Origin of the sequence: Streptomyces sp. NPDC058279 (genome assembly GCF_042881255.1) — a bacterium.
Classification (GTDB): Bacteria; Actinomycetota; Actinomycetes; order Streptomycetales; family Streptomycetaceae; genus Streptomyces.
The window spans coordinates 112,705-133,744 of the sequence record NZ_JBHVYA010000009.1 but is presented as its reverse complement, the minus strand read 5'-3'; the positions used below and the strand labels follow the sequence as shown (position 1 = coordinate 133,744).

The following is a 21,040-nucleotide window of genomic DNA, read 5'->3' as shown; positions in this document are numbered from 1 at the left end:
CGCCGGCTAGTCTCGTGGCTCCGGAAGTGGACCGAAGTGGACGGATGCGCGGCCGCACAGCGTGGTGCGGCCGCTCCGATCCGCGATCCCCTGCGAAGGTGGAACACGTGAAGGCTATCCGTCGATTCACCGTGCGCCCCGTCCTCCCCGAGCCGCTGCTGCCACTGGCCGACCTCGCGCGCAACCTGCGCTGGTCTTGGCACGCGGAAACCCGCGAACTCTTCCAATCCGTCGACCCCGAGGGCTGGCAGGCCGCTGCCGGCGACCCCGTGCGACTGCTCGGCGCCGTGTCCGCCGGCCGTCTGGAGGAGCTCGCCGGCGACCGGCGGTTCCTGCGGCGGCTGGCCGTGGCCGCCGCCGACCTCGACGACTACGTCCACGGCGGGAGGTGGTACCAGACCCACGAGAACAGTGGGGACCTGCCCGCCGCCATCGCCTATTTCTCCCCCGAGTTCGGCATCACCGCAGCCCTCCCGCAGTACTCCGGCGGGCTCGGCATCCTCGCCGGCGACCACCTCAAGTCCGCCAGCGACCTCGGCGTCCCGCTCATCGGCGTGGGACTGCTCTACCGCCACGGCTACTTCCGCCAGTCGCTCTCCCGCGACGGCTGGCAGCAGGAGCACTACCCCGTCCTCGACCCCAACGAGCTCCCCGTCGCCCTCGTCCGCGAGGCCGACGGTACGGCCGCCCGGGTGACCCTGAGCCTCCCCGGCGGGCGGTCGTTGCACGCGCACATCTGGCAAGCCCGCGTCGGACGGGTCCCGCTGCTGCTGCTCGACTCCGACGTGGAGGACAACGACACCGCCGCCCGCGAGGTGACCGACCGGCTCTACGGCGGCGGCAGCGACCACCGGCTGCTCCAGGAGATGCTGCTCGGCATCGGCGGGGTCCGGGCGGTACGGACGTACTGCCGGCTCACCGGCCATGCCGACCCCGAGGTGTTCCACACCAACGAGGGACACGCCGGTTTCCTCGGCCTCGAACGCATAAGGGAACTCGAAGGCGAACAGGGCCTGGGCTTCGACGCGGCCGTCGAGGCCGTCCGCGCCGGCACCGTGTTCACCACCCACACCCCCGTCCCCGCCGGCATCGACCGCTTCGACCGCGCCCTGGTCGCCCGCCACTTCGGCGACGGCGGCGAACTGCCCGGCGTACCCGTCGAGCGGATCCTCGAACTGGGCGCGGAGTCCTACCCCGGCGGCGACCCCGGGGTGTTCAACATGGCCGTCATGGGCCTGCGCCTCGCCCAGCGCGCCAACGGCGTCTCCACCCTGCACGGCGCCGTCAGCCGGGGCATGTTCGCCGGCCTGTGGCCCGGCTTCGACCCGGTCGACGTGCCGATCACCTCCATCACCAACGGCGTGCACGCGCCGACCTGGGTGGCGCCCGAAGTGGTCCGGCTCGGCGCCCGCCAGATCGGGGCCGGCCGCACCGAGGACGCCCTGTCCGTCGGCGGCTCCCCGCGCTGGGACGCCGTGGCGGGCATCGCCGACCAGGAGGTCTGGGACCTGCGCCGGGTGCTCCGCGAAAAGCTGGTGCAGGAGGTGCGCGACCGGCTGCGCGCCTCGTGGAAGCAGCGCGGGGCCGCCGACGCCGAACTGGGCTGGGTGGACTCCGTACTCGACCCCGACGTGCTGACCATCGGCTTCGCCCGCCGGGTCCCCTCCTACAAGCGGCTCACCCTGATGCTCCGCGACCCCGAGCGGCTGCGCCGGCTGCTGCTCGACCCCGACCGGCCGGTGCAGATCGTGGTCGCGGGCAAGGCACACCCCGCCGACGACGGCGGCAAGCGCCTGGTGCAGGAGCTGGTGCGGTTCTCCGACGACCCCCGGGTACGGCACCGGATCGTCTTCCTGCCCGACTACGGCATGGCCATGGCCCAGAAGCTCTACCCGGGCTGCGACATCTGGCTGAACAACCCGCTGCGCCCGCTGGAGGCCTGTGGGACGAGCGGGATGAAGGCCGCCCTCAACGGCTGCCTCAACCTCTCCGTGTTGGACGGCTGGTGGGACGAGTGGTTCGAGCCCGACTTCGGCTGGGCCATCCCCACCGCCGACGGCGCCGGGACGGACGTGGAACGGCGTGACGACCTGGAGGCCAACGCCCTCTACGAGCTGATCGAGAGCCGGGTCGCGCCCCGCTTCTACGACCGGGCCGGGCGCAGCGGACTGCCCGAGCGGTGGATCGAGATGGTCCGGCGCACGCTGGTCTCCCTCGGCCCCAAGGTGCTCGCGGGGCGGATGGTGCGCGAGTACGTGGAACGGCTCTACGCCCCCGCGGCCCTCGCGCACCGCGCCCTCGGACCCGAGCCGGCGCGGGACCTCGCCTGGTGGAAGGGCCGGGTCCGCGCGGCCTGGCCGGGGGTCGCCGTCGAGCACGTGGAGGCGCTCGCCGCCGCCCCCGTCGGCGGGACCGCCGAGCTGGGGGCCACCCTCACCCTGCGGGTACGGGTGGCGCTCGACGCGCTCGCGCCGGAGGACGTCGAGGTGCAGGCCGTGGCGGGTCGGGTGGACGCCCAGGACGTGATCCAGGGCGCCCGGACCTTCCCGCTGAAACCGGCCTCCGGGCCGGACCTGGAGGGCCGCTGGGTCTACGAGGGCCCGCTCGCCCTCGACCGTACGGGGCCCTACGGCTACACCGTACGGATCCTGCCCGCCCATCCGCTGCTGGCGAGCCCGGCCGAACTCGGGCTGGTGGCCGGGCCCCCGGACGCCGCCGGCACCGACGCGGTGGGCGGGGTCCTGCTGAGGTGAGGTGAGGCACGGGAGGGCGGGCGGCGGCCCGGACCTCAGGGGTCGATCAGCCGCCCGTCCTCCACCAGCATCCCGGCCCGCTTGATGTTCCGCAGGGTCGGGATCACCTCGACCCGCTCGATGCCCGGCACGGCGCCGATCCGCTCCGTCAGGTACGTGTAGAGCGCTTCCGTGTCCCGGCAGACCACCACGGCCAGCAGGTTCGCCGCCCCGGTCACCGCCGCCGCGAAGGGCACCTCATCGTGCCGGGCGACCGCGGCGCCCGCCTCCGCCAGCCGGGACGGCGCCGTGGTCAGCATCAAGGTCGCCTCCGCCTCGTAGCCGAGCCGGGTGGGGACCAGCTCCACGTCCAGGTACAGCGCCCCCAGCTCCCGCAACCGTTCCAGGCGGCGGCGCGCGGTGGACTCCGACAGGCCCGTGGCGCGGGCCAGTTCGGGGTAGCCGGCCCGCCCGTCCCGGCCCAGCACCGACAGCAGCGCCAGCTCGACCTCGTCCAGGGTGTGCCGCTCCCGCCCCGGGAGGACCGGCGGCCGCTCCAGCGCGGCCACCTGCTCGGGCCGCAGCACGTCCAGCCCGCACCACCGCTCCGGGCCCCCGACGAAGATCCGCAACAGGGTGTGCGCGCTGACCCCGGTCACCCGGCGGGTGCGCGGAAGCTTCTCCAACAGCAGGCCGTCGCGGTCGGCGCGGGTGCGCGCTTTGGTCAGGCAGTGGATCTCGGTCCCACCGGAGCCGAGCTTCACCCAGGAGATGTCCGGCCGCCGGGCCAGCGCCTCGGCCACCACCAGCGCCGCGTCGGGCGCGCACTGCACGCGCAGCCACGACTCGAACAGTCCGACGCGGCGGCCCTGGGGGAGGGCGATCACCCGGATCATGCCGCCGGAGCGCATCCGCCGGTAGCGGCGCACCACGGTCTGGTCGGAGACCTCCAGCACTTCCGCGAGCCGGCTGAAGGAGGCCCGTCCGTCGATCATCAGCGCCTGGATCAAGGAGCGGTCGAGGAGGTCGAGCTCCTCGGTCGGTGGGGTGCGGTTCATGGTTTCCATCATTCCAGGGCCGTCGATGACGGAAATCCGGCGGCAGACGGGTGACGGGTGGGGGACCGGGCGTGCCGGCTGGGACCGTGGGCCCACCGAACCACCACCCCCGACGAGGAGAGATTTCATGCGCAAGTGGCTGCCGTTGACGGCGGTCTGTCTGGGGGCCTTCATGCTCCTGGTCGACGTCACGATCGTGACCGTCGCCCTGCCGGACATGGCCGCCGACATGCACACCGGGTTTTCCTCCCTCCAGTGGGTGATGGACATATACGCCCTGGCGCTGGCCGCCCTGCTGCTCGGCGCGGGCTCCCTCGCCGACCGGATCGGCCGCCGCGGCGTCTACCTCGGCGGCATCGTGGTCTTCGCCGCCGCCTCGCTCGCCTGCGGCCTGGCCACCGGCCCCGCCGCGCTGATCGCCTTCCGCGCCGTACAGGGCTTCGGCGGCGCGGCGATGTTCGCCACCACCATGGCCCTGCTCAGCTCCGCCTACCAGGGCCGTGACCGTGGGATCGCCTTCGGCGTGTGGGGCGCCGTCAACGGCGCCGCCGCCGCGGCCGGCCCGATCATCGGCGGGCTGCTGACCGAACACTTCGGCTGGCGCTGGATCTTCTACATCAACCTGCCCGTCTGCGCCCTGGCGGTGTACGTCACGCTCAAGGCCGTCACCGACTCCCGCGACCCGCACGCCAAGGGCCTGGACCTGCCCGGCATGGCCGCCTTCACCGCCGGGGCGGGCGCCGTCACATACGCGCTGATCCGCGCCGGCGAGAACGGCTGGACCTCCGCCGCCACGCTCGGCCTCCTCGGCCTGGGCGCGGTCGCCTTCGCCGTCTTCGTCCTCGTCGAACTGCGCAGCGACCACCCCATGCTGGACCTCTCGCTGTTCCGCAGCGGGACCTTCGTCGGCGTCATGGCCGCCGCGTTGCTGCTGTCCGGGGCGGCGTTCTCGTACCTGATGTACGTCTCCCTCTGGCTCCAGTCCGTCGAGGGGATGAACCCGATCGGCGCGGGCCTGGTACTGGTGCCGATGAGCCTGGCCGCGTTCCTCGTCTCGGCCCTGGCCGGGCGGCTCCTGCACGGGGCCCCGGCGCGGCTGACGATCGGCGGCGGAGGGGTGCTGATCGGGGTGGGCGCGCTGCTCCAGGCATGGATGCTGGACACGGGCGACGGCTGGCCGGCGCTGGTCCCGGGGCTGCTGGTGACGGGCGCCGGGGTGGGAGCGGCGATCCCGGCGCTGGCCGCCACGGTGATGGGGGCGGTGGCCCCGGCCCGGGCGGGCATGGCCGGCGGCGCCCTGAACACGGCGCGGCAACTGGGCATGGCCTTCGGCATCGCGGTGCTCGGCTCCCTCTTCCACTCCGGGCTGGCGGACGGACTGGCCGACGCCGGTCGGCCGCGCGGGACCGCCGAGGCGCTGGCGTCGGGCGGGGCGGGGCGGTTGTTGGCGACGGCCCCGGAGGCGAAGTCCTGGGTGGAGGCGGCCTTCGTGAGCGGGCTGCGCGAGACCTTCGTCGCCTCGGGGGTGATGGGGCTGGTGGGAGCCTTCGCCGTCGTCCTGTTGATCCGTTCGGCGGGACGGAGCGGGGACGCGGCGAAGGCCGGGGCCCGGGCGGCCGGGGCCGTCGCGGTGTCTGACCGGGTCTGAGGGGGCCGTCGCCCGGACCGGATCGCGGCGGAAGCGGGTCGGGTCGGGTCGGGGCGGTCGGGTCGGGTTTCGGGGGCCGGCGCGGGGACTGCCGTATGGGCCCCGCCGACCGATCCAGGAGGGTGAACCTTCGAACGCGCCGGCCATGCTGAATCGTTTCGCCTGATCCGTCCGCTCCTACGCTGCCGGCTGGATGCCACCGGACCGGTATTCCAGCCGACCAGAGAACGGACTCTTCATGCGTGCTCGTACCACCGCCGCCGCACTCCTCGGTGCTCTCGCCCTCGTTCTGCCCACCGCCGGTACGTCCCTGGCGGTCGACCACGACGATGATGACGGCCGCCGCTCACTGGGCCGGCTGGAGTACCTCGTCGACGATGACGACGAGGGCGGCGACGAGCACCGCCAGATCCGTCCGGCGGACAACGACACCTGCTACCGGCTGACGGGCACCTCGTGGGAGAACCCGGCGACCACCGTGCGCAACGAGACGGAGTCGCTGGCGGTGTTGTTCCGGGACCGCGACTGCGGCGAGCGCGCGGAGCGCGTGCTGGAGCCGGGGCAGCGGGTGCACGGCGTGCAGGTCCGCTCGGTGCTCTTCAAGCCGGTGGACGACGACAACGAAGGCCGCCACGAGGGTCGCCAGGACGGGCGTGGCGACGAGCGCGGCGACGAGCGTGGCGACGGGTGGGGCGACGGTCGGGGTGACGGGCGGGGCGACGACTTCGGCAACGGGGACGAGGACCGCGGCCGTCACGACGCCCGGCCGGGCCTGCCGGGTGCGCCGCACCACAACGCCACCAAGCCGGCCGTGCGCCCGTCGGTGAAGCCGCGGACGGACGAGCCCGGCTCGCAGCAGGCCCGTGACGAGCAGCCCCGTGACGAGCAGGCCCGCGAGGACCAGCCCCGTGACGAGCAGGCCCGTGACGAGCAGGGCCGCGAGGACCAGCCCCGCGAGGACCAGCCCCGCGAGGACCAGGCCGGTGACCAGCAGGCCCGTGACGAGCAGGCCCAGCGCGAGGACCAGGCCCGGCAGGACCAGATCCGGCGCGAGGAGCAGGCACGCCAGGAGGAGGCCCGCCGGGACGACCAGGCCCGGCAGGACCAGCAGGCCGGCGACGAGCAGCGGATGCGCGACGAGCAGGCCCGGCAGGAAGAGGAGCAGGGTCGGCCCGCCGAACAGGGTCCCGACATGTTCGACCGTATCTTCCGCTCCATCGGCTGACCCGCCACGCACGACGGGAGAGCCCGGCACCCCCGTGGGTGCCGGGCTCTCCCGCGTCGTGGAACAGGGCCGCCCGGGGAGGTCGTCTCCCGGGCGGCCCCGCGATCAATCGGTCGAGCCGTCGAACGGCTCGGCCCCCGTCACCCCGTCAGGGGTCAGAACGTGAGCTTCCAGCTGTTGATGTAGCCGGTGTCGGCGGCGGCGAGGTCCGCCACCCGCAGCTTCCAGACACCCTGGGCGACCTCGGAGGAGGCGTTCACGGTGAAGCTCTGGACGATGTTGTCCGCGCTGCCGCCGGTGCGGTTGCGCAGGTTGTAGACGGAGCCGTCGGGGGCGACCAGGTCGACCCTCAGGTCACCGACGTAGGTGTGGACGATGTTGACGTCCACCTTGAGGGTGCTCGGGGCGTTGCCCGTGCGGGTCACCGTGATCGGGGATTCGACGGTCGAGTTGTCCGCGATCTGGTAGTCGTTCGTGTTCTCGAACACGTTCTGCTGGGACGTGCCGACGGTCCAGGTGAAGGATGCCGTGCCCGTCTTGCCCGCGGAGTCGGTCACCGTGACGGTCACGTTGGACGTGCCCGCGGTGGTGGCGGTACCGGAGATCAGACCCGTCGAGGAGTTGATCGACAGGCCGGCCGGCAGACCGGTCGCCGCGTAGCTCAGCGCACCCGCGTTGGTGCTGGTCGCCTGGACCTGAAGGCTCACGGCGGTGTTGACCTGGGTGGTCTGGTTGGCGATCGGGGTGACCGAGACGCCGGAGGTGATGCGCGCCCCGACGTTGATGCCGGCCCAGGCGTTGGCCACGTTGTTGTACGTGGTCGAGCCCTGGCCGTACAGGTCGGCGGCGGCCTGGAGGGTCGCCGTACGGGCGGCCGCGTAGTTGGTGTTCGACTTGAAGTAGCCGACCGTCAGCGCGCGGAACCAGATCTTCGCGGCGGCGTCGCGGCCGATCGCGGTGACCGGGAGGTTGTCCGAGGTCGGCGAGTTGTAGCTGACGCCGTTGATGACCTTGGCGCCGGAGCCCTCGGACATCAGGTAGAAGACGTGGTTCGCCGGGCCCGAGGAGTAGTGGACGTCGAGGCCGCCGAGGCTGGAGGACCAGTAGTCCTTGGAGCCGCCGTCCTTGCTGGGCTTGTCCATGTAGCGCAGCGGCGTGCCGTCGCCGTTGATGTCGATCTTCTCGCCGACCAGGTAGTCGCCGACGTCCTGCGGGTTGTTGGCGTAGAACTCGACGTTCGCCGCCATGATGTCGGAGGTCGCCTCGTTCAGACCGCCCGGCTCACCGCTGTAGGTCATGTTGCCGGTGACCGAGGTCAGACCGTGCGTCATCTCGTGCGCGGCCACGTCGATGGACGTCAGCGGGTGCGTGTTGCCGGTGCCGTCGCCGTAGGTCATGCAGAAGCAGCTGTCGTCCCAGAACGCGTTGACGTACGCGTTGCCGTAGTGGACCCGGCTGTACGGCGCGACGCCGTCGTTGCGCAGGCCATTGCGGCCGTGCACGTTCTTGTAGTAGTCCCACGTCAGCTGGGCGCCGTAGTGGGCGTCCGCGGCCGCGGTCGCCCGGTTGGAGGCGGCCCCGTTGCCCCAGACGTCGGTGGTGTTGGTGAAGAGGGTGCCGGTGCCGGAGCTGCCGCCGTTGAGGTCGTAGGTCTTGTGACCACCGCGGCCGGCGTCGGTCAGCGTGTAGTTGCTGCCCGACTGCGAGGTGCCCAACGTGACCTGGCCGCTGTACATGGTGTTGCCGGTGCCGGTCTCGATGGCCTGCCACTGGGTGATCTTCGCGCCGGTCTTGGCGTCGGTGACCACGTGCAGTTCGCTCGGGGTGCCGTCGTCCTGGAGGCCGCCGACGACGGTCTCGAAGGCGAGGACGGGCACGCCTTCGGCGGCCCAGATCACCTTGCGGGCGTTCTTGGAGGGCTTGGCCTGCTTGGCGCCGGCGGCGTTGGCGGAGGAGACGGCCTGGCTCTCGGCCGCCGAGGGGGCGACGGAGGGGCTGGTGTCCGCCACCTTGATCTCGTGGTTGGTGGCCTTGGTCACGCTCTTGGTGACACCGCCCTTGGCGTGGACCGTCAGGTCTCCGCCGAGCACGGGTATGCCGTCGTACGTGCGCTCGTACGTCGTGTGGGTGGTGCCGTCGGCGTCCTGGACCACATCACGGACGACCAGGCGCTCCTTGGCGTCGAGGCCGAGGGCCTTCGCCGCCTGCACGGTGGTCGAGTTGGCGTCGGCGAGGAGCGTCGCACGCTCCGAAGCGCTGAGTAGGCGTGCGGCCGCGCCCGGGTTGGGCTGAGCCGCCTTGGTGGACTGCGACGCGGTGGCGTCGGCGGTGGCGGTTCCGGCCTGAATGCCTACGGCGAGCAGGGCTGTGGCGGCAACGAGAGCGCCGGCCGCGGTGGCACGCCGCTGAGGGGTGAAACTCAACGCAAACTCCTTCTGCGAGGGGGGTTCCGGACGCTGGGTGGGCCTCCGGGCAGATCAGGGTTGGTGCGATGAACGGTCGAAGAGTGTCACCTGCGGACGTTGATGTCAGGGCCACATCAAAAGGTTGGCTGGAAACAGTCCGTTGTCCGAAGAGACGTATCCGGTATCCGAACCATTCACTTTTGTGTGAGAGAGAAGGATGAAACGCCCGGAACAACAGATACCGCTTGGTGAAACTTGAGCAACGAGGAGTCCCGTTAACGCAAACGGCACCTAGCGTACGGGGGTTTGTCGTACTGTTTGCCGGTGCGTCAGACGCCCGTCGCCAGGGGAAGCCACGGGCCTACGCCACTGTCATAGACCACGTGCCAGGGGGGCCCATGAGGCATGTCCATTTTCCTGCGCAAAGAGTGGCCGGGACGGCCGTTGAACCGACCGGGCCGACGTCCGCGCCTTCGCGCCGACTCGGCGACAAGGCGCGCTGGTACCTTCCCGCGGCGGTCACGGCCGACTTCTTCGGCGCCGCGGTTCCCGTCGGCCTCGTCTTCGACGCGGCGCAGCAGACCCGGCCGGTCTACTGCGCGGTCGGCGCGGCCCTGGCCTGGACCGTGGTCCAGGCACTGCGTCGACGTTACGCGACCCGCGTGCTCGGGGAATCCCGCGGGGTGCTGCCCGTCGTCCACGACTGGCTGATTCTGATCGGTGTCCTCGCCGTCGCCCGGGTGGTGACCGGTGAGAGCACCCCACGACTGGCGGCGCTGGGGGCGCTGCTGCCCGCCCTGCTCATCACCGTCGCCTGCCGCAAACTGACGTACCATCACCTCGCCGCCGCCCGCCGGGAGGCCCAGGCGGTCAGCCGAGTCCTGGTCGTCGGTGAACCCGAGGCGGCCGAAGGCGTGATCGCACACCTCGCCTCGCGCACCGACCACCCCTACGTCGTCGTCGGCGTCGTCCCGGTCGGCGAGGGGCAACTCGACAGCGGCGTACCCGTCGCGACCCGGCTGGACGCGACCCCGCTCGGCCCGAACGCGGACGCCACCGCTGTACTGGCCGCCGTCCGCGGCCACCAGGCCGACCTGGTGCTCGTCGCCCCCGGGGTGCGCATCACCGGGGAGCGGCTGCGCCGGGTCGCCTGGGCCCTGCACGACGCCGGTCTGGAACTGGCCGTCTTCCCCGGTCTGGTGGAGATATCCGTCAAGCGGCTGGAAACCCTCTCCGCCGGCGGCCTCGCCGTACTGCGGATCGCGCCGCCCGTGAGCCGGGGTGTGCAGACGCTGCTCAAGTCGGCCCTGGACCGCACGGGGGCCGCCGTCGGACTGCTGCTGCTGTCGCCGCTGTTCCTCGCCCTGGTCCTGGCGATACGTTTCAGCTCACCCGGCCCCGCCTTCTACAGCCAGCGCCGGATCGGGCGCGACGGGGTCCCGTTCGTCATGTGGAAGTTCCGCACGATGGTCGTGGACGCCGACCGGCTCAAGCCCGGGCTGGAAGGGGCCAACGAGAACGACGGCCTGATGTTCAAGATGCGTCGCGACCCGCGGGTGACCCGGGTGGGACGCCTGCTGCGCCGCACCTCCCTGGACGAACTGCCCCAGCTCCTCAACGTGCTGACGGGCAGCATGTCGCTGGTGGGACCGCGCCCGCCGCTGCCGGACGAGGTGGCCCGGTACGACGAGGTGGAGCTGCGCCGGTTGAGCGTGCGCCCCGGGATGACGGGCCTGTGGCAGATCAGCGGACGGTCCGACCTGTCCTGGGACGAAACGATTCAGCTTGATCTGCAGTATGTCGACAACTGGTCCTTCACCAGCGATGTCGACGTCATGGGCCGTACGCTCCGCGCCGTCGTCGACGGCCGCGGAGCGTACTGAGGGGCCGGCCTTGCGATCAGCCTCGGGGTCAGCGCGACGTCAGGGAGTCGAGCCACCAGCGGTAGGTGGACGCGATGCCGTCGCGCAGCGGGATGCCGGGCTTCCAGCCCAGCGAGGTCAGGCGGGTGACGTCCAGCAGCTTGCGGGGCGTCCCGTCGGGCTTGGCGGTGTCCCAGGCGAGCCGGCCCTCGAAGCCGGTCACCTCGGCGACCGTTTCGGCCAGGGCCTTGATGGTGAGGTCCTCGCCGCAGCCGATGTTCACGGGCTCGTCGCCGTCATAGCTCTCCAGCAACACCGCGCAGGCCGCCGCGAGGTCGTCGACGTGCAGGAACTCGCGGCGCGGCGTGCCCGATCCCCACAGCGTGACCTCCTCCCGCCCCTCGGCCGCGGCCTCGTGGAAGCGGCGGATCAGCGCGGGCAGGACGTGCGAGGACTCCAGGTCGAAGTTGTCCCCCGGACCGTAGAGGTTCGTGGGCATGGCCGAGATGTACGAGGCGCCGTACTGCTTGCGGTACGACTGGACCTGCACGATCCCGGCGATCTTGGCCAGGGCGTACGCCTCGTTGGTCGGCTCCAGCGGGCCGGTCAGCAGCGCGTCCTCGCTGATGGGCTGCGGGGCCAGCTTCGGATAGATGCACGAGGAGCCGAGGAACAGCAGCCGGCCCACCCCGGCGGCGTGCGCGCCGGCGATGACGCTCAGTTGGATCCGGAGGTTGTCCTCCAGGAACTGCACCGGGTACGTGCTGTTGGCCATGATCCCGCCGACCTTGGCGGCGGCGAGCACCACGGCGTCCGGGCGGACGTCGCGCAGGTACGCCTCGGTGGCGGCGCCGTCGCGCAGGTCGAGCTCGGCGCGGCTGCGGGTGAGCACCTCGTGGCCGTCGGCGGTCAGTCGCCGGGCGACCGCGGACCCCACGAGGCCGCGGTGGCCGGCGACGAAGACCCGGGCGTGTGGGGGCAGGAGCGGCAGCGAACTTGTCATACCGCCGATGATGCCAGTCCGCCGCCGCGGGCTTACGGGGCAGGGGCCGCCCCCGCCCGCGGGCCGCGGTCCCGAAGTGGCGGGGCTTTCCGGGGCGGATGCCGTGCGGACCGCGGCGCTAGGGGGCGAATGTGGGGGAGGCCGTTCCGGAACGGGCGTGTACGGTACCCATCCGGCCCCCTGGGGCCGGGTCGGCGGCTTGAGGCGCGCCGCAGCCGCGGGCCCTCCCGCCCCGCACTCCGGGCCGCCGCCCTCCACGGCGCGGCGGACCCGCCACACACCATGAGGCGCAGCCTCGACAGAGCCGGTGGAAGACCGCCGGCCGGCACGACAGACCGCAACGACACCCAGGGGGACCCCACATGGGCAAGACCGCATTGATCACCGGCGTCACCGGGCAGGACGGCTCGTACCTCGCCGAGCTCCTGCTCTCCAAGGGCTACACGGTGCACGGGCTCGTGCGGCGGTCCTCCAGTTTCAACACGGAGCGGATCGACCACATCTACCAGGACCCGCAGACCGAGAACCGCTCCCTCGTCCTGCACCACGCGGACCTGTCCGACGGCGTCGCCCTGGTGAACCTGCTCCGCGACATACGCCCCGACGAGGTCTACAACCTCGGTGCCCAGTCCCACGTCCGCGTCTCCTTCGACGCGCCCCTCTACACCGGCGACGTCACCGGCCTCGGGGCGCTGCGCCTGCTGGAGGCCATCCGGGCCAGCGGTGTGGACACCCGTATCTACCAGGCGTCGTCCTCGGAGATGTTCGGCTCCACCCCGCCGCCGCAGAACGAGCTGACCCCGTTCCACCCGCGCAGCCCGTACGGGGCCGCCAAGGTCTTCGCGTACTGGACCACGGTGAACTACCGCGAGGCGTACGACATGTTCGCGGTGAACGGCATCCTCTTCAACCACGAGTCCCCGCGTCGCGGCGAGACCTTCGTGACCCGCAAGATCACCCGCGCGGTCGCCCGGATCAAGGCCGGTCTCCAGGACCACCTCTACCTCGGCAACCTCGACGCCGTCCGCGACTGGGGCTACGCGCCGGAGTACGTCGACGCCATGTGGCGGATGCTCCAGCAGGACGAGCCCACCGACTACGTGGTCGCCACCGGTGTCGCCGCGACCGTGCGGGAGTTCGTCGAGTCCTCGTTCCGGCACGCCGGCCTCGACTGGAACGAGCACGTCCGCTACGACCCGAAGTACGAGCGCCCCAGCGAGGTCGACGCCCTCATCGGCGACGCCTCCAAGGCGCAGCGGATCCTCGGCTGGAAGCCGACGGTCCTGGTGGCGGACCTCGCCCGGATCATGGTCGAGGCCGACATCCGCCAGGTCGAGGACCAACTGGCGGGCGTGACGGTCCGGATCGACCGCTAGACGCCTTATATTTCGGCTATTGATTTGCCGTGTCCCGGTCATGCCGTGCAGATCCCTGCCGGGTGACCGGGGCGAACCGCCGTATGTCCGCCGCGCACCCTCCCTGTGGAACCCGTTGATTCCAAGTTGGTATGCAATGGGTCAAGTGAGGTGAGCGGGCTCTCGCGTGAGCCCTACTCTGCGCCAGTACATATGGCTGATCGGATAGTTCCAGCCATCAAACCGGGCGATTGCCCTGGGGGGCTCATGCGTAGATCCAGAGGGCTGACTGCTGCCCTCGTCCTGTCACTGGCCGGTGCCGGCACCGGTATAGGGCTGGTGCTGATGCCCGAGGCGTCCGCCATCACGCCTCCGGTGGCATTCACCGCCGACGAGTTGCCCACCTGGCAGCCCAACGGCATCGTCTGGGCGATGGCCCAGGCCAACGGCACGGTCTTCGCCGGCGGCACCTTCTCGGCGGTCCGCCCGCCCGACGGCAGCGGCAGCGGCACGGAGCAGGAAGCGGTGAACTTCGTGGCGCTCGACGCCGCGACGGGCGCCCCGACCTCCTGCAAGCTCGCCTTCACCGTCGGCGACGGCAGCGCGACCGTCCGCGCCCTGGCCGTCTCGAAGGACAAGAAGACCCTGTACGCGGGCGGCTACTTCGGCGCCGTCAACGGCACGCCGGTCTCCAGCGTCGCCGCGATCGACATCGACACCTGCACCCCCAAGGCGTCGTTCCACCCGAGCTTCCCCGCCACCGTGCGCGCGTTCGCCGTCACCGACGACACGCTGTACGCCGCCGGTGACTTCAGCACCGTCGAGGGCCAGACCCGCGAGCGGTTCGCCGCGGTCGACGCCGGCTCCGGTGCGCTCAAGCCCTTCACCGCCAACGCCGACGAGCCCGGCCGGGCGGTCGCGGTCACCCCCGACGGCAAGAACGTGATCCTGGGCGGCGACTTCTTCACCGTCAACGGCCAGAACACGCACGCGCTGGCGGTCGTGAACTCCGCGACCGGCGCCGTCGCCAAGACCTACGGCACCATCCCGTCCAACTCGGTCGTCAAGTCGATCGCCACCGACGCGACCGGCTTCTACACCGGCAACGAGGGCTCCGGCGGCGGTGTCTTCGACGGCCGCATCGGCCTCAACCTCAGCGACTTCAGCGAGAAGTGGCGGGACCGCTGCCTCGGCGCGACCCAGTTCGTGCTGCCGTACGACGGAGTGCTCTACAGCTCCTCGCACGCCCACGACTGCACCCTCAACGGCGAGTACCCCGACGGCCGCCGGCACCACCTGCTGGCCGAGCCCACCGACTACCAGGGCACGCCGCCCGCGCCGGTGGACGGGTTCGTGGCCAGCCCCCGCAAGCTCGGCTGGTTCCCCGACACCAACGACGGCCTCGGCGAGGGCATCGGCCCGCGCGTGATGGCCGTCGCGGAAAAGGGCGACACCAAGTACATGTGGGTCGGCGGCGAGTTCACCACCGTCAACGGCGTCGCGCAGCAGGGCCTGACCCGCTTCGCCTCCACCGGTGACGTCGGCGCGCCGACCACCCCGGTCGTCAGCGCCGCGAGCGTCAAGCCCGGCGAGGTCCAGGTCCGCTGGCGCACCAGCTACGACGAGGACGACAGCAAGCTGACGTACCGGATCTACCGGAACGGCTCGTCCACCCCGGCGCGCACCATGACCGCCGACTCCCTGGAGTTCGAGCGGCAGCAGGCGTCCTGGACCGACACCACGGTCAAGGCCGGCCAGTCCTACACCTACCGCGTGACCGCGACCGACGCCGCCGGCAACACCAGCGCCCTGTCGGCCACCGCCTCGGTGACGGTCCCCGCCTCGGTCCAGTCGTACCCGAACCAGGTCCGCGCGGACGGCGCCAACCTGTACTGGCGCTACGACGACACCGTCAGCCCCTACGTCGCCGACTCGTCCGCGGACGGCAACACCAGCGGCATCCAGCTGAACGCCCCGGCCCTGCGCCAGACGCCCGGCGCCGTCTCCGGCGCCAGTACCGCCATGGGCTTCAACGGCACCAGCCAGCAGGTCTACAGCGACCACCGCCAGACGGTCGGCAGCAGCTACACCATCGAGACGTGGTTCAAGACGAACACCACGCGCGGCGGCAAGCTGATCGGCTTCGGCAACAACACCGACCGCAGCAGCGGCTCGTACGACAAGCAGCTGTACATGACCAACACGGGCCGGCTGGTCTTCGGCGTCTACAACGGCTCGACCCGGACCATCTCCACCGGTCTGTTCGAGACGTACAACGACAACAAGTGGCACCACGTCGTCGGGACCCAGGGCCCCTCGGGCATGGCGCTGTACGTGGACGGCCAGAACAAGGGCACGCTGAACGTCACCAACTTCCAGCCGTACGCCGGTTTCTGGCACGTGGGCGGCGACAACCTGAGCAGCTGGCCGAACCGTCCGACGAGCAACTTCTTCGCCGGACAGATCGACGAGACGGCCGTCTATCCGACGGTGCTGACCCAGGCCCAGGTCAAGAACCACTACGACCTCGCCAAGGCCCCCACCGACACGGTCTCCAAGGTCGTCACGACCGAGGACACCTACATCAACCAGGGCGCCCCCGGCCAGGCCTACGGCACGTCCACCTCGCTCGCGGTGCGCGGCACCTCCGCGTACGAGACGTACCTGCGCTTCAACGTCCCGGCCGCCCCGGCCGGGACGGTCCTGAAGGCGGCCTCGCTCCAGGTCAAGACCACGACGCAGACCGGTGCCGGTACGGCCGACACCGTGTCCGTGGTACCGGTCACCGGTACCTGGAGCGCCGCAGGCACGACGTTCAACACCAAGCCGACGCTCGGCACCACCCCGCTCGGATCCCTCGCGGGCGTGCCGGACGGCTCGGCGATCCAAAACGTCGAACTGGACACCACCGCCGTCTCCGCGGTGCTGGGCACCAACGGCTACAGCATGGCCCTGACGAGCACCGGCACCGACCCGCTGTGGCTCTGGTCCTCGGAGGCGACGGCCGCGGACGCGGCGCCGCAGCTGATCCTCACCTTCGGCCCCAAGTAACGGCCGAGGCACCACCCGCCTGACGGAGTACGGGGCCTGCCCGGGCGGCAGGCCCCGTACTCCTTTGTCCACCACCGGCAAGTACGGGAGCCCCCTGATGTACCGACGCTCCGCAGCGGCTGCTGTTCTGCTGGCCGCCGCCCTGACCCTGACCGCCTGCGGTTCGGGCGGTGACGGGAAGGCCGACTCCGCGGCCGACAAGCCGAAGCCGCCGGCCTCCTCCTCGGTGCCGGACCCGGCCGACAGCCCGGCGGCGCCGACCCCCGCCGGGGGCAAGCCGACCGGCCCGGTCCTGCCCGACGCGAAACTCGTCCCCAAGACGGGCAGTTTCACCGAGACGGAGAAGAAGTACCTGAGCGGCCGGGTCCCGGAGAAGATGGACCCCGCGGCCGTCCTCCAGACCGGCCAGGAGTCCTGCCAGCGGGTGGAGCGCACCGCGAAGCACGACAAGGACGCGGCGATCGGGGCCGTCGTCGCCGGGGAGATCCCCGGCGCCAAGGACGCCATCCCGTTCCTGTGCCCGGAGCAGAAGCCGATCCTGGACGCGGCCGAGAAGGGCTTCGGCGACGGCCGCCGGCAGTCGCCCGCCCCCGGCACCTACCGGGCGCTGACCCAGAGCACCACCTGCGCCTGGGAGGCCAAGGGCAAGGACGGCTCCGTCCTCGCCTCGGGCCCCGAGACCGCGCCGAAGGCCGGAGACAAGATCACGGCGACCATCCCCGCGGGCACCGCCGAGTTCACCTCGACCGCCTGCTACGCCTGGGTCCCCGCGTAGGGCCCGCCGTCGTACCTCCACGCCCCCGCGGGCGGTGACGCTACCCGCGGGGGCGTTTCCATGTCCCGGCCCGGGGTACTCGCGCCGTCACAAGACCACGAACGTGGAGGCGAGTTGACATGCGAGGCATCGGCGGCTGCATAGCCCTGATCGTGGTGGGGGCGATCCTCACCTTCGCGAGCGATTGGCGGATGGAGGGCGTCAACCTCCCTCTCGTCGGCCTGATCATGATGGCGGCGGGCGCGATCGGCCTGGCCGTGTACTCCAGCGTCCTGCGCCGTCGTCGGGCCGCCGGGGTGCTCCCGGTGGTCGAGGAACGCGGCCGCGACATCATCTGACCCGTCGGGGCGGGGGAGCGGCTACGCCCCCGCGCCGCGGGCCGACGCGTACACCGGCAGGAGGGTGTCCACCACGGCGTCCATCGAGAACGACTGCGCCGCCAATTTCCGGGCGGCGGCCGAGGCCGACCGGTTCGCGTCCGGGTCCAGGAGGGCGAGGACGGCCTCCGCGACCCCCGCCGCACCCGGGTCCACCGCGCGCCCGGCCCCCGCCGCGGCGATGTCCCGGGCCAGGCCGTTGGAGTGGGTCACCACCGAGGGCACGCCCACCGCCAACGCCTCCAACACCGACATGGGGAACGGCTCCGCCACCGACGGCAACACGTACACGTGGGCCCGGCGCAGCTCCGCCAGGACCTCCGCGCTCGACAGGGCCCCGGTGACCGTGAAGCGCGCGCCCAGCCCCAGCGACGCGATCCGGGCCCGGACCGCCGCCAGTTCGCCCTCGTCGGGCCCCGCCACCACGAATTCCGCGTCGGGGTGCGCCGCCAGCACCGCCGGCGCCGCGTCCACGAAGTCCACCGGCCGCTTACGGCCCTGCAGGCGCGCCGAGTACAGGATGCGCGGCGGACCGACCGGCGCCGGGCGTTCCTCCTGCGCCGGGGTGCCGTTGACCAGCCGCACCGCCGTGGCCAGCGCCGGCGGGCCCACCACCGCGTCCAGGCCCTCCCGTTCGTGCGGGGTCAGGTACAGCACCGCGTCCGCCCCGCGCAGCAGCCGGCGTACCGCCACCGCGTCCAGCACCTTGGCCAACAGCTTCCCGCTCGGGTCCACCATCCCGTGCGTCTGGAGCACCAGCGGCTTGCGGGCCCGCAGCGCGGCCAGCGCCACCGGCAGCGTCACCAGGTCCCGCGCCAGGTGGACGTGGACCACGTCCGCCTCCCGCACCAGCCGCCCCGCCGAGGCGAGCAGCGCCGGCGAGGTCATCCCGCTGAAGCCCAGCGGGAGCAGCCGCCGAGCCGGGAACAGCTTCGCCGGCACCCCCTCCACATCGGTCGGCCACGGATCGGGGAACCCCTCGCCGAGGGCCAGCAGGCGGGCCTCGTGACCGCGCGCCCGCAGTCCCTTGGCCAGGTTCAGCGCGACCCGGACCGGCCCGCCGAAGGCGTGCGAGGGCGAGTGCAGGGTGACGGTGTGCAGGACTTTCAGGGCGGGACTCACTTGGGCTCCTCCACCGGGCGGCGCCGCCCGTCCTGGGTTTGCAGGGTCAGGGCGGGCAGGTCCTTGTGGACCACCGCGCCCGCGCCCGCCACGGCGCACCGCCCGATCGTCACACCCGCCAGCACGGTGGCCCGTACGGCCACCCACGCACCGTCCTCCACGACGATGGGCGCGTTGCGGTAGCGGAAGTCGGCGGCCCGGTGGTCGTGCGAACCGGTGCAGAGCATCGCCTCCTGGGAGACGCACACGTTCGCACCGATGGTCACCGGCTCCAGGTTCAGCAGCCAGGCACCCTCCCCGATCCACGCGTGGTCGCCGACCGTCAGCTTCCACGGCCACAACACCCGCACCCGGTGCCGGATCAACACGCCCTCGCCGATCCGCGCCCCGAACGCGCGCAGCAACGCCACCCGCAGCCGGGCCGGACAGAACCAGGCCATGAACAGCGTGTTCAGCACGGCGAACCAGAGCGCCTGCGTCAGCAGCCCGCGCCCCTTGTCGTACCCGGCCAGTGTGAAGGAAGGAAGATCACGCAAAAGTCGCCCCCGTCGTCCGCCCCCGACAACCACCCCGCCGCGCCTCCCCGGGCACGGCCCGCTCAGACTAGACTGCGCGCGGACCAGGCACATGGGGTGGGGGCGGCAGTGGCAACGGACATACGCAGGCCGCCCGTAGCCGTCCCGGTAGCGGCGCCGCAGGACGAGGCGCGGTGGGGCCGCGTCACCACCCCGCGCACCCTGCTCTCGCGTGCGCTGTCCGTCCCGCTGATCCTCGGGTTCACCGTCTTCCTGCCGCTCTTCGTCGCCGTCCAGTCCGGCGACGGCCGGCACGACGCCGCCTTCTGGCTGCAACTGCTGCTGACGATGTACGCGGGCGCCCGCCTGTCCGCGATGGTCCTGACCAGCCGGCGCAAACTGCTCCAGGGCTCGTTCTGGCTCTTCGTCTACATGGCGATGGGGGTGGCCCCGCTCGCCCAGGCCGTCCTCGGCCGGGTCCCGACGCCCGTCGTCGGCCCCCGCTACGACCTCACGACCGCCATCGCCCTCGTCCTGCTGGGGTGTACCGCGTTCGACGTCGGCGTACTGCTGGGCCGCCACCGGCCGACGGGCCGCGCGGGCGGCTCGCAGAAGGAGAAACGGCCGGTCCTGGCGCACCGGCGGCGCCTGCACCTGCTCACCGCGCTCGCGTTCCTGTGCAGCGCGGCGTTCATCATGAAACTGGGCGGCCCGGCGGTCTTCTTCTCCAGCCGCCAGGAGATCATCGCGGGCATCGAGGAGGCGGGCGTCTCCAACGGCGACGGCCAGGCGGGCCAAGCGCTGCTGCGCGGCTTCGGCACGGTGCCGGCGCTGCTGGCGCTGCTGCTGTACACCCGGTGGCTGATCACCTCCAAGTACGCCCGGCGCAAGGTCTCGATCCTCGCGACGTGGGGCGCGCTCGCGCTGCTCAACCTGGTGGTCAACAACCCGATCTCCAACCCGCGCTACTGGTTCCTGACGGTCATGTTCGCGTTGCTGTTCACCGTCTTCCCGGTGAGCGCGGCGATGTACCGGGTGGCGCTGTCCATGGCCGTGGTGATCGCGCTCCTCGTCTTCCCGTTCGCGGACCGCTTCCGGTACGACGAGAAGAACTACAAGCCGGTCGAGACGACGTCCTTCCTGGAGCCGATGGCCCTCAAGGACTACGACCAGATCGGCATGTTCGCGAACACCATCACCTACTCCAACTCGGGCCCGGGCCATCTGTACGGGCGTCAGCTCGCGGGATCGGTGTTCTTCGCGGTGCCGCGGTCGGTGTGGCCGGGGAAGCCGAAGGACACGGGCGTGATGATCGGGGAGTGGATGGGGACGGTCAACACCAACCTGTCGTCCCCGATCTGGGCGGAGCTGTGGATCGACTTCGGGCCGCTGGGGATGGTGGCCGGACTGCTGGGGATGGGCTACGCGGCCGCCCGGGTGGACCGCCGGTACGCGAAGCGGGCCACGAGGAGGTCGCCGCCGGGGAGCCTGATCTCGGTGGTGGTCCCGCTGGTCGCGGGGTACTCCTTCATCCTGCTGCGCGGCCCGCTGCTCCAGGCGTCGGGGCGGATCGCCATCGCGGCGCTCTGCCTGGCGCTGGTCGCGACGTTCCGCGAGGACAAATCGGCCCGCCTCCGCTGACCCGTCGCCCCCGCGCCTCAAACGCCGGCGAGGCTGAAATGCGGCCCCGTCCCCCGGGGTGGGTGAAATGCGGCCCCGGGTCCCAGGGGTGAGCTGCCGCCACCCGCGCTCTCAAGCGCCGGGGCGGAAAAAATCAGCCCCGTGGGGGTACCTCCCAGCGGTAGCTGGGGGAGTTTGAGGCGCGGGGTCTGGGGCGGAGCCCCAGGGGGTCCGGCGCAGCCGGAGGCGCTTGCGCGGTGGCGCCGCACTCGGGGCGGGTGTCCCGGCCGGT

At 71.8% G+C, this 21,040-nt stretch carries 14 protein-coding genes; 9 read left to right on the top strand and 5 right to left on the bottom strand.

All coding sequences use genetic code 11. From position 1 onward, the window contains the following. Positions 1-107: 107 nt before the first annotated feature. Complete coding sequence (glgP, locus tag ACFVXJ_RS19100) at positions 108-2,753, top strand: alpha-glucan family phosphorylase (protein WP_389663028.1); 2,646 nt, start codon at positions 108-110, stop codon at positions 2,751-2,753. Positions 2,754-2,788: 35 nt separating this feature from the next. On the opposite strand, the gene ACFVXJ_RS19095 is transcribed toward glgP, so the two are convergent. Further along, on the bottom strand, positions 2,789-3,790 hold the full coding sequence (locus ACFVXJ_RS19095; protein WP_389663027.1) for an Lrp/AsnC family transcriptional regulator: 1,002 nt from the start codon (positions 3,788-3,790) through the stop codon (positions 2,789-2,791). Between the two features lie 127 nt (positions 3,791-3,917). Here ACFVXJ_RS19095 and ACFVXJ_RS19090 point away from each other — a divergent pair, with 127 nt between their 5' ends. Further along, on the top strand, positions 3,918-5,438 hold the full coding sequence (locus ACFVXJ_RS19090) for a DHA2 family efflux MFS transporter permease subunit (protein WP_389663026.1): 1,521 nt from the start codon (positions 3,918-3,920) through the stop codon (positions 5,436-5,438). A gap of 238 nt (positions 5,439-5,676) precedes the next feature. Then, complete coding sequence (locus ACFVXJ_RS19085) at positions 5,677-6,663, top strand: hypothetical protein (RefSeq protein WP_389663025.1); 987 nt, start codon at positions 5,677-5,679, stop codon at positions 6,661-6,663. Between the two features lie 155 nt (positions 6,664-6,818). Here the strand turns inward: ACFVXJ_RS19085 and ACFVXJ_RS19080 are convergent, their stop codons facing one another. Further along, complete coding sequence (locus ACFVXJ_RS19080; RefSeq protein ID WP_389663023.1) at positions 6,819-9,086, bottom strand: M4 family metallopeptidase; 2,268 nt, start codon at positions 9,084-9,086, stop codon at positions 6,819-6,821. 380 nt (positions 9,087-9,466) lie between these two features. Between ACFVXJ_RS19080 and ACFVXJ_RS19075 the strand changes: the two genes are divergently transcribed. Then, on the top strand, positions 9,467-10,951 hold the full coding sequence (locus ACFVXJ_RS19075; protein ID WP_389663021.1) for a sugar transferase: 1,485 nt from the start codon (positions 9,467-9,469) through the stop codon (positions 10,949-10,951). 28 nt (positions 10,952-10,979) lie between these two features. Here the strand turns inward: ACFVXJ_RS19075 and ACFVXJ_RS19070 are convergent, their stop codons facing one another. Beyond that, entirely contained in the window at positions 10,980-11,933 is a 954-nt protein-coding gene (locus ACFVXJ_RS19070) for a GDP-L-fucose synthase family protein (protein WP_389663019.1), read from the bottom strand. A 362-nt stretch (positions 11,934-12,295) separates the two neighbouring features. Between ACFVXJ_RS19070 and gmd the strand changes: the two genes are divergently transcribed. The 4 genes from gmd (at position 12,296) to ACFVXJ_RS19050 (ending at position 17,452) form a co-directional block, all read left to right on the top strand. Beyond that, positions 12,296-13,309, top strand: a complete 1,014-nt coding sequence (gene gmd / locus ACFVXJ_RS19065) for a GDP-mannose 4,6-dehydratase (protein WP_389663017.1) — start codon at positions 12,296-12,298, stop codon at positions 13,307-13,309. Between the two features lie 246 nt (positions 13,310-13,555). Next, positions 13,556-16,339 (top strand): LamG-like jellyroll fold domain-containing protein, encoded by a 2,784-nt coding sequence (locus ACFVXJ_RS19060; protein WP_389663015.1) that lies wholly within the window; start codon positions 13,556-13,558, stop codon positions 16,337-16,339. Between the two features lie 97 nt (positions 16,340-16,436). Then, a complete protein-coding gene (locus ACFVXJ_RS19055; protein WP_389663013.1) occupies positions 16,437-17,114 on the top strand; it encodes a hypothetical protein in 678 nt (225 codons plus the stop codon). Positions 17,115-17,233: 119 nt separating this feature from the next. Beyond that, positions 17,234-17,452, top strand: a complete 219-nt coding sequence (locus ACFVXJ_RS19050) for a hypothetical protein (protein WP_329198438.1) — start codon at positions 17,234-17,236, stop codon at positions 17,450-17,452. Positions 17,453-17,473: 21 nt separating this feature from the next. Here the strand turns inward: ACFVXJ_RS19050 and ACFVXJ_RS19045 are convergent, their stop codons facing one another. Next, a complete protein-coding gene (locus tag ACFVXJ_RS19045) occupies positions 17,474-18,601 on the bottom strand; it encodes a glycosyltransferase (RefSeq protein WP_389663250.1) in 1,128 nt (375 codons plus the stop codon). Between the two features lie 8 nt (positions 18,602-18,609). Then, complete coding sequence (locus tag ACFVXJ_RS19040; RefSeq protein WP_389663011.1) at positions 18,610-19,149, bottom strand: WcaF family extracellular polysaccharide biosynthesis acetyltransferase; 540 nt, start codon at positions 19,147-19,149, stop codon at positions 18,610-18,612. Positions 19,150-19,257: 108 nt separating this feature from the next. Between ACFVXJ_RS19040 and ACFVXJ_RS19035 the strand changes: the two genes are divergently transcribed. Then, complete coding sequence (locus tag ACFVXJ_RS19035) at positions 19,258-20,769, top strand: hypothetical protein (protein ID WP_389663010.1); 1,512 nt, start codon at positions 19,258-19,260, stop codon at positions 20,767-20,769. Positions 20,770-21,040: the final 271 nt, after the last annotated feature.

Coding starts and splice junctions, on each gene's coding strand:
- gmd (WP_389663017.1), top strand. CDS start 12,296: ATGGGCAAGACCGCATTGATCACCGGCGTCACCGGGCAGGACGGCTCG.
- ACFVXJ_RS19085 (WP_389663025.1), top strand. CDS start 5,677: ATGCGTGCTCGTACCACCGCCGCCGCACTCCTCGGTGCTCTCGCCCTC.
- ACFVXJ_RS19095 (WP_389663027.1), bottom strand. CDS start 3,790: ATGAACCGCACCCCACCGACCGAGGAGCTCGACCTCCTCGACCGCTCC.
- ACFVXJ_RS19070 (WP_389663019.1), bottom strand. CDS start 11,933: ATGACAAGTTCGCTGCCGCTCCTGCCCCCACACGCCCGGGTCTTCGTC.
- ACFVXJ_RS19055 (WP_389663013.1), top strand. CDS start 16,437: ATGTACCGACGCTCCGCAGCGGCTGCTGTTCTGCTGGCCGCCGCCCTG.
- ACFVXJ_RS19075 (WP_389663021.1), top strand. CDS start 9,467: ATGAGGCATGTCCATTTTCCTGCGCAAAGAGTGGCCGGGACGGCCGTT.
- ACFVXJ_RS19050 (WP_329198438.1), top strand. CDS start 17,234: ATGCGAGGCATCGGCGGCTGCATAGCCCTGATCGTGGTGGGGGCGATC.
- ACFVXJ_RS19060 (WP_389663015.1), top strand. CDS start 13,556: ATGCGTAGATCCAGAGGGCTGACTGCTGCCCTCGTCCTGTCACTGGCC.
- ACFVXJ_RS19090 (WP_389663026.1), top strand. CDS start 3,918: ATGCGCAAGTGGCTGCCGTTGACGGCGGTCTGTCTGGGGGCCTTCATG.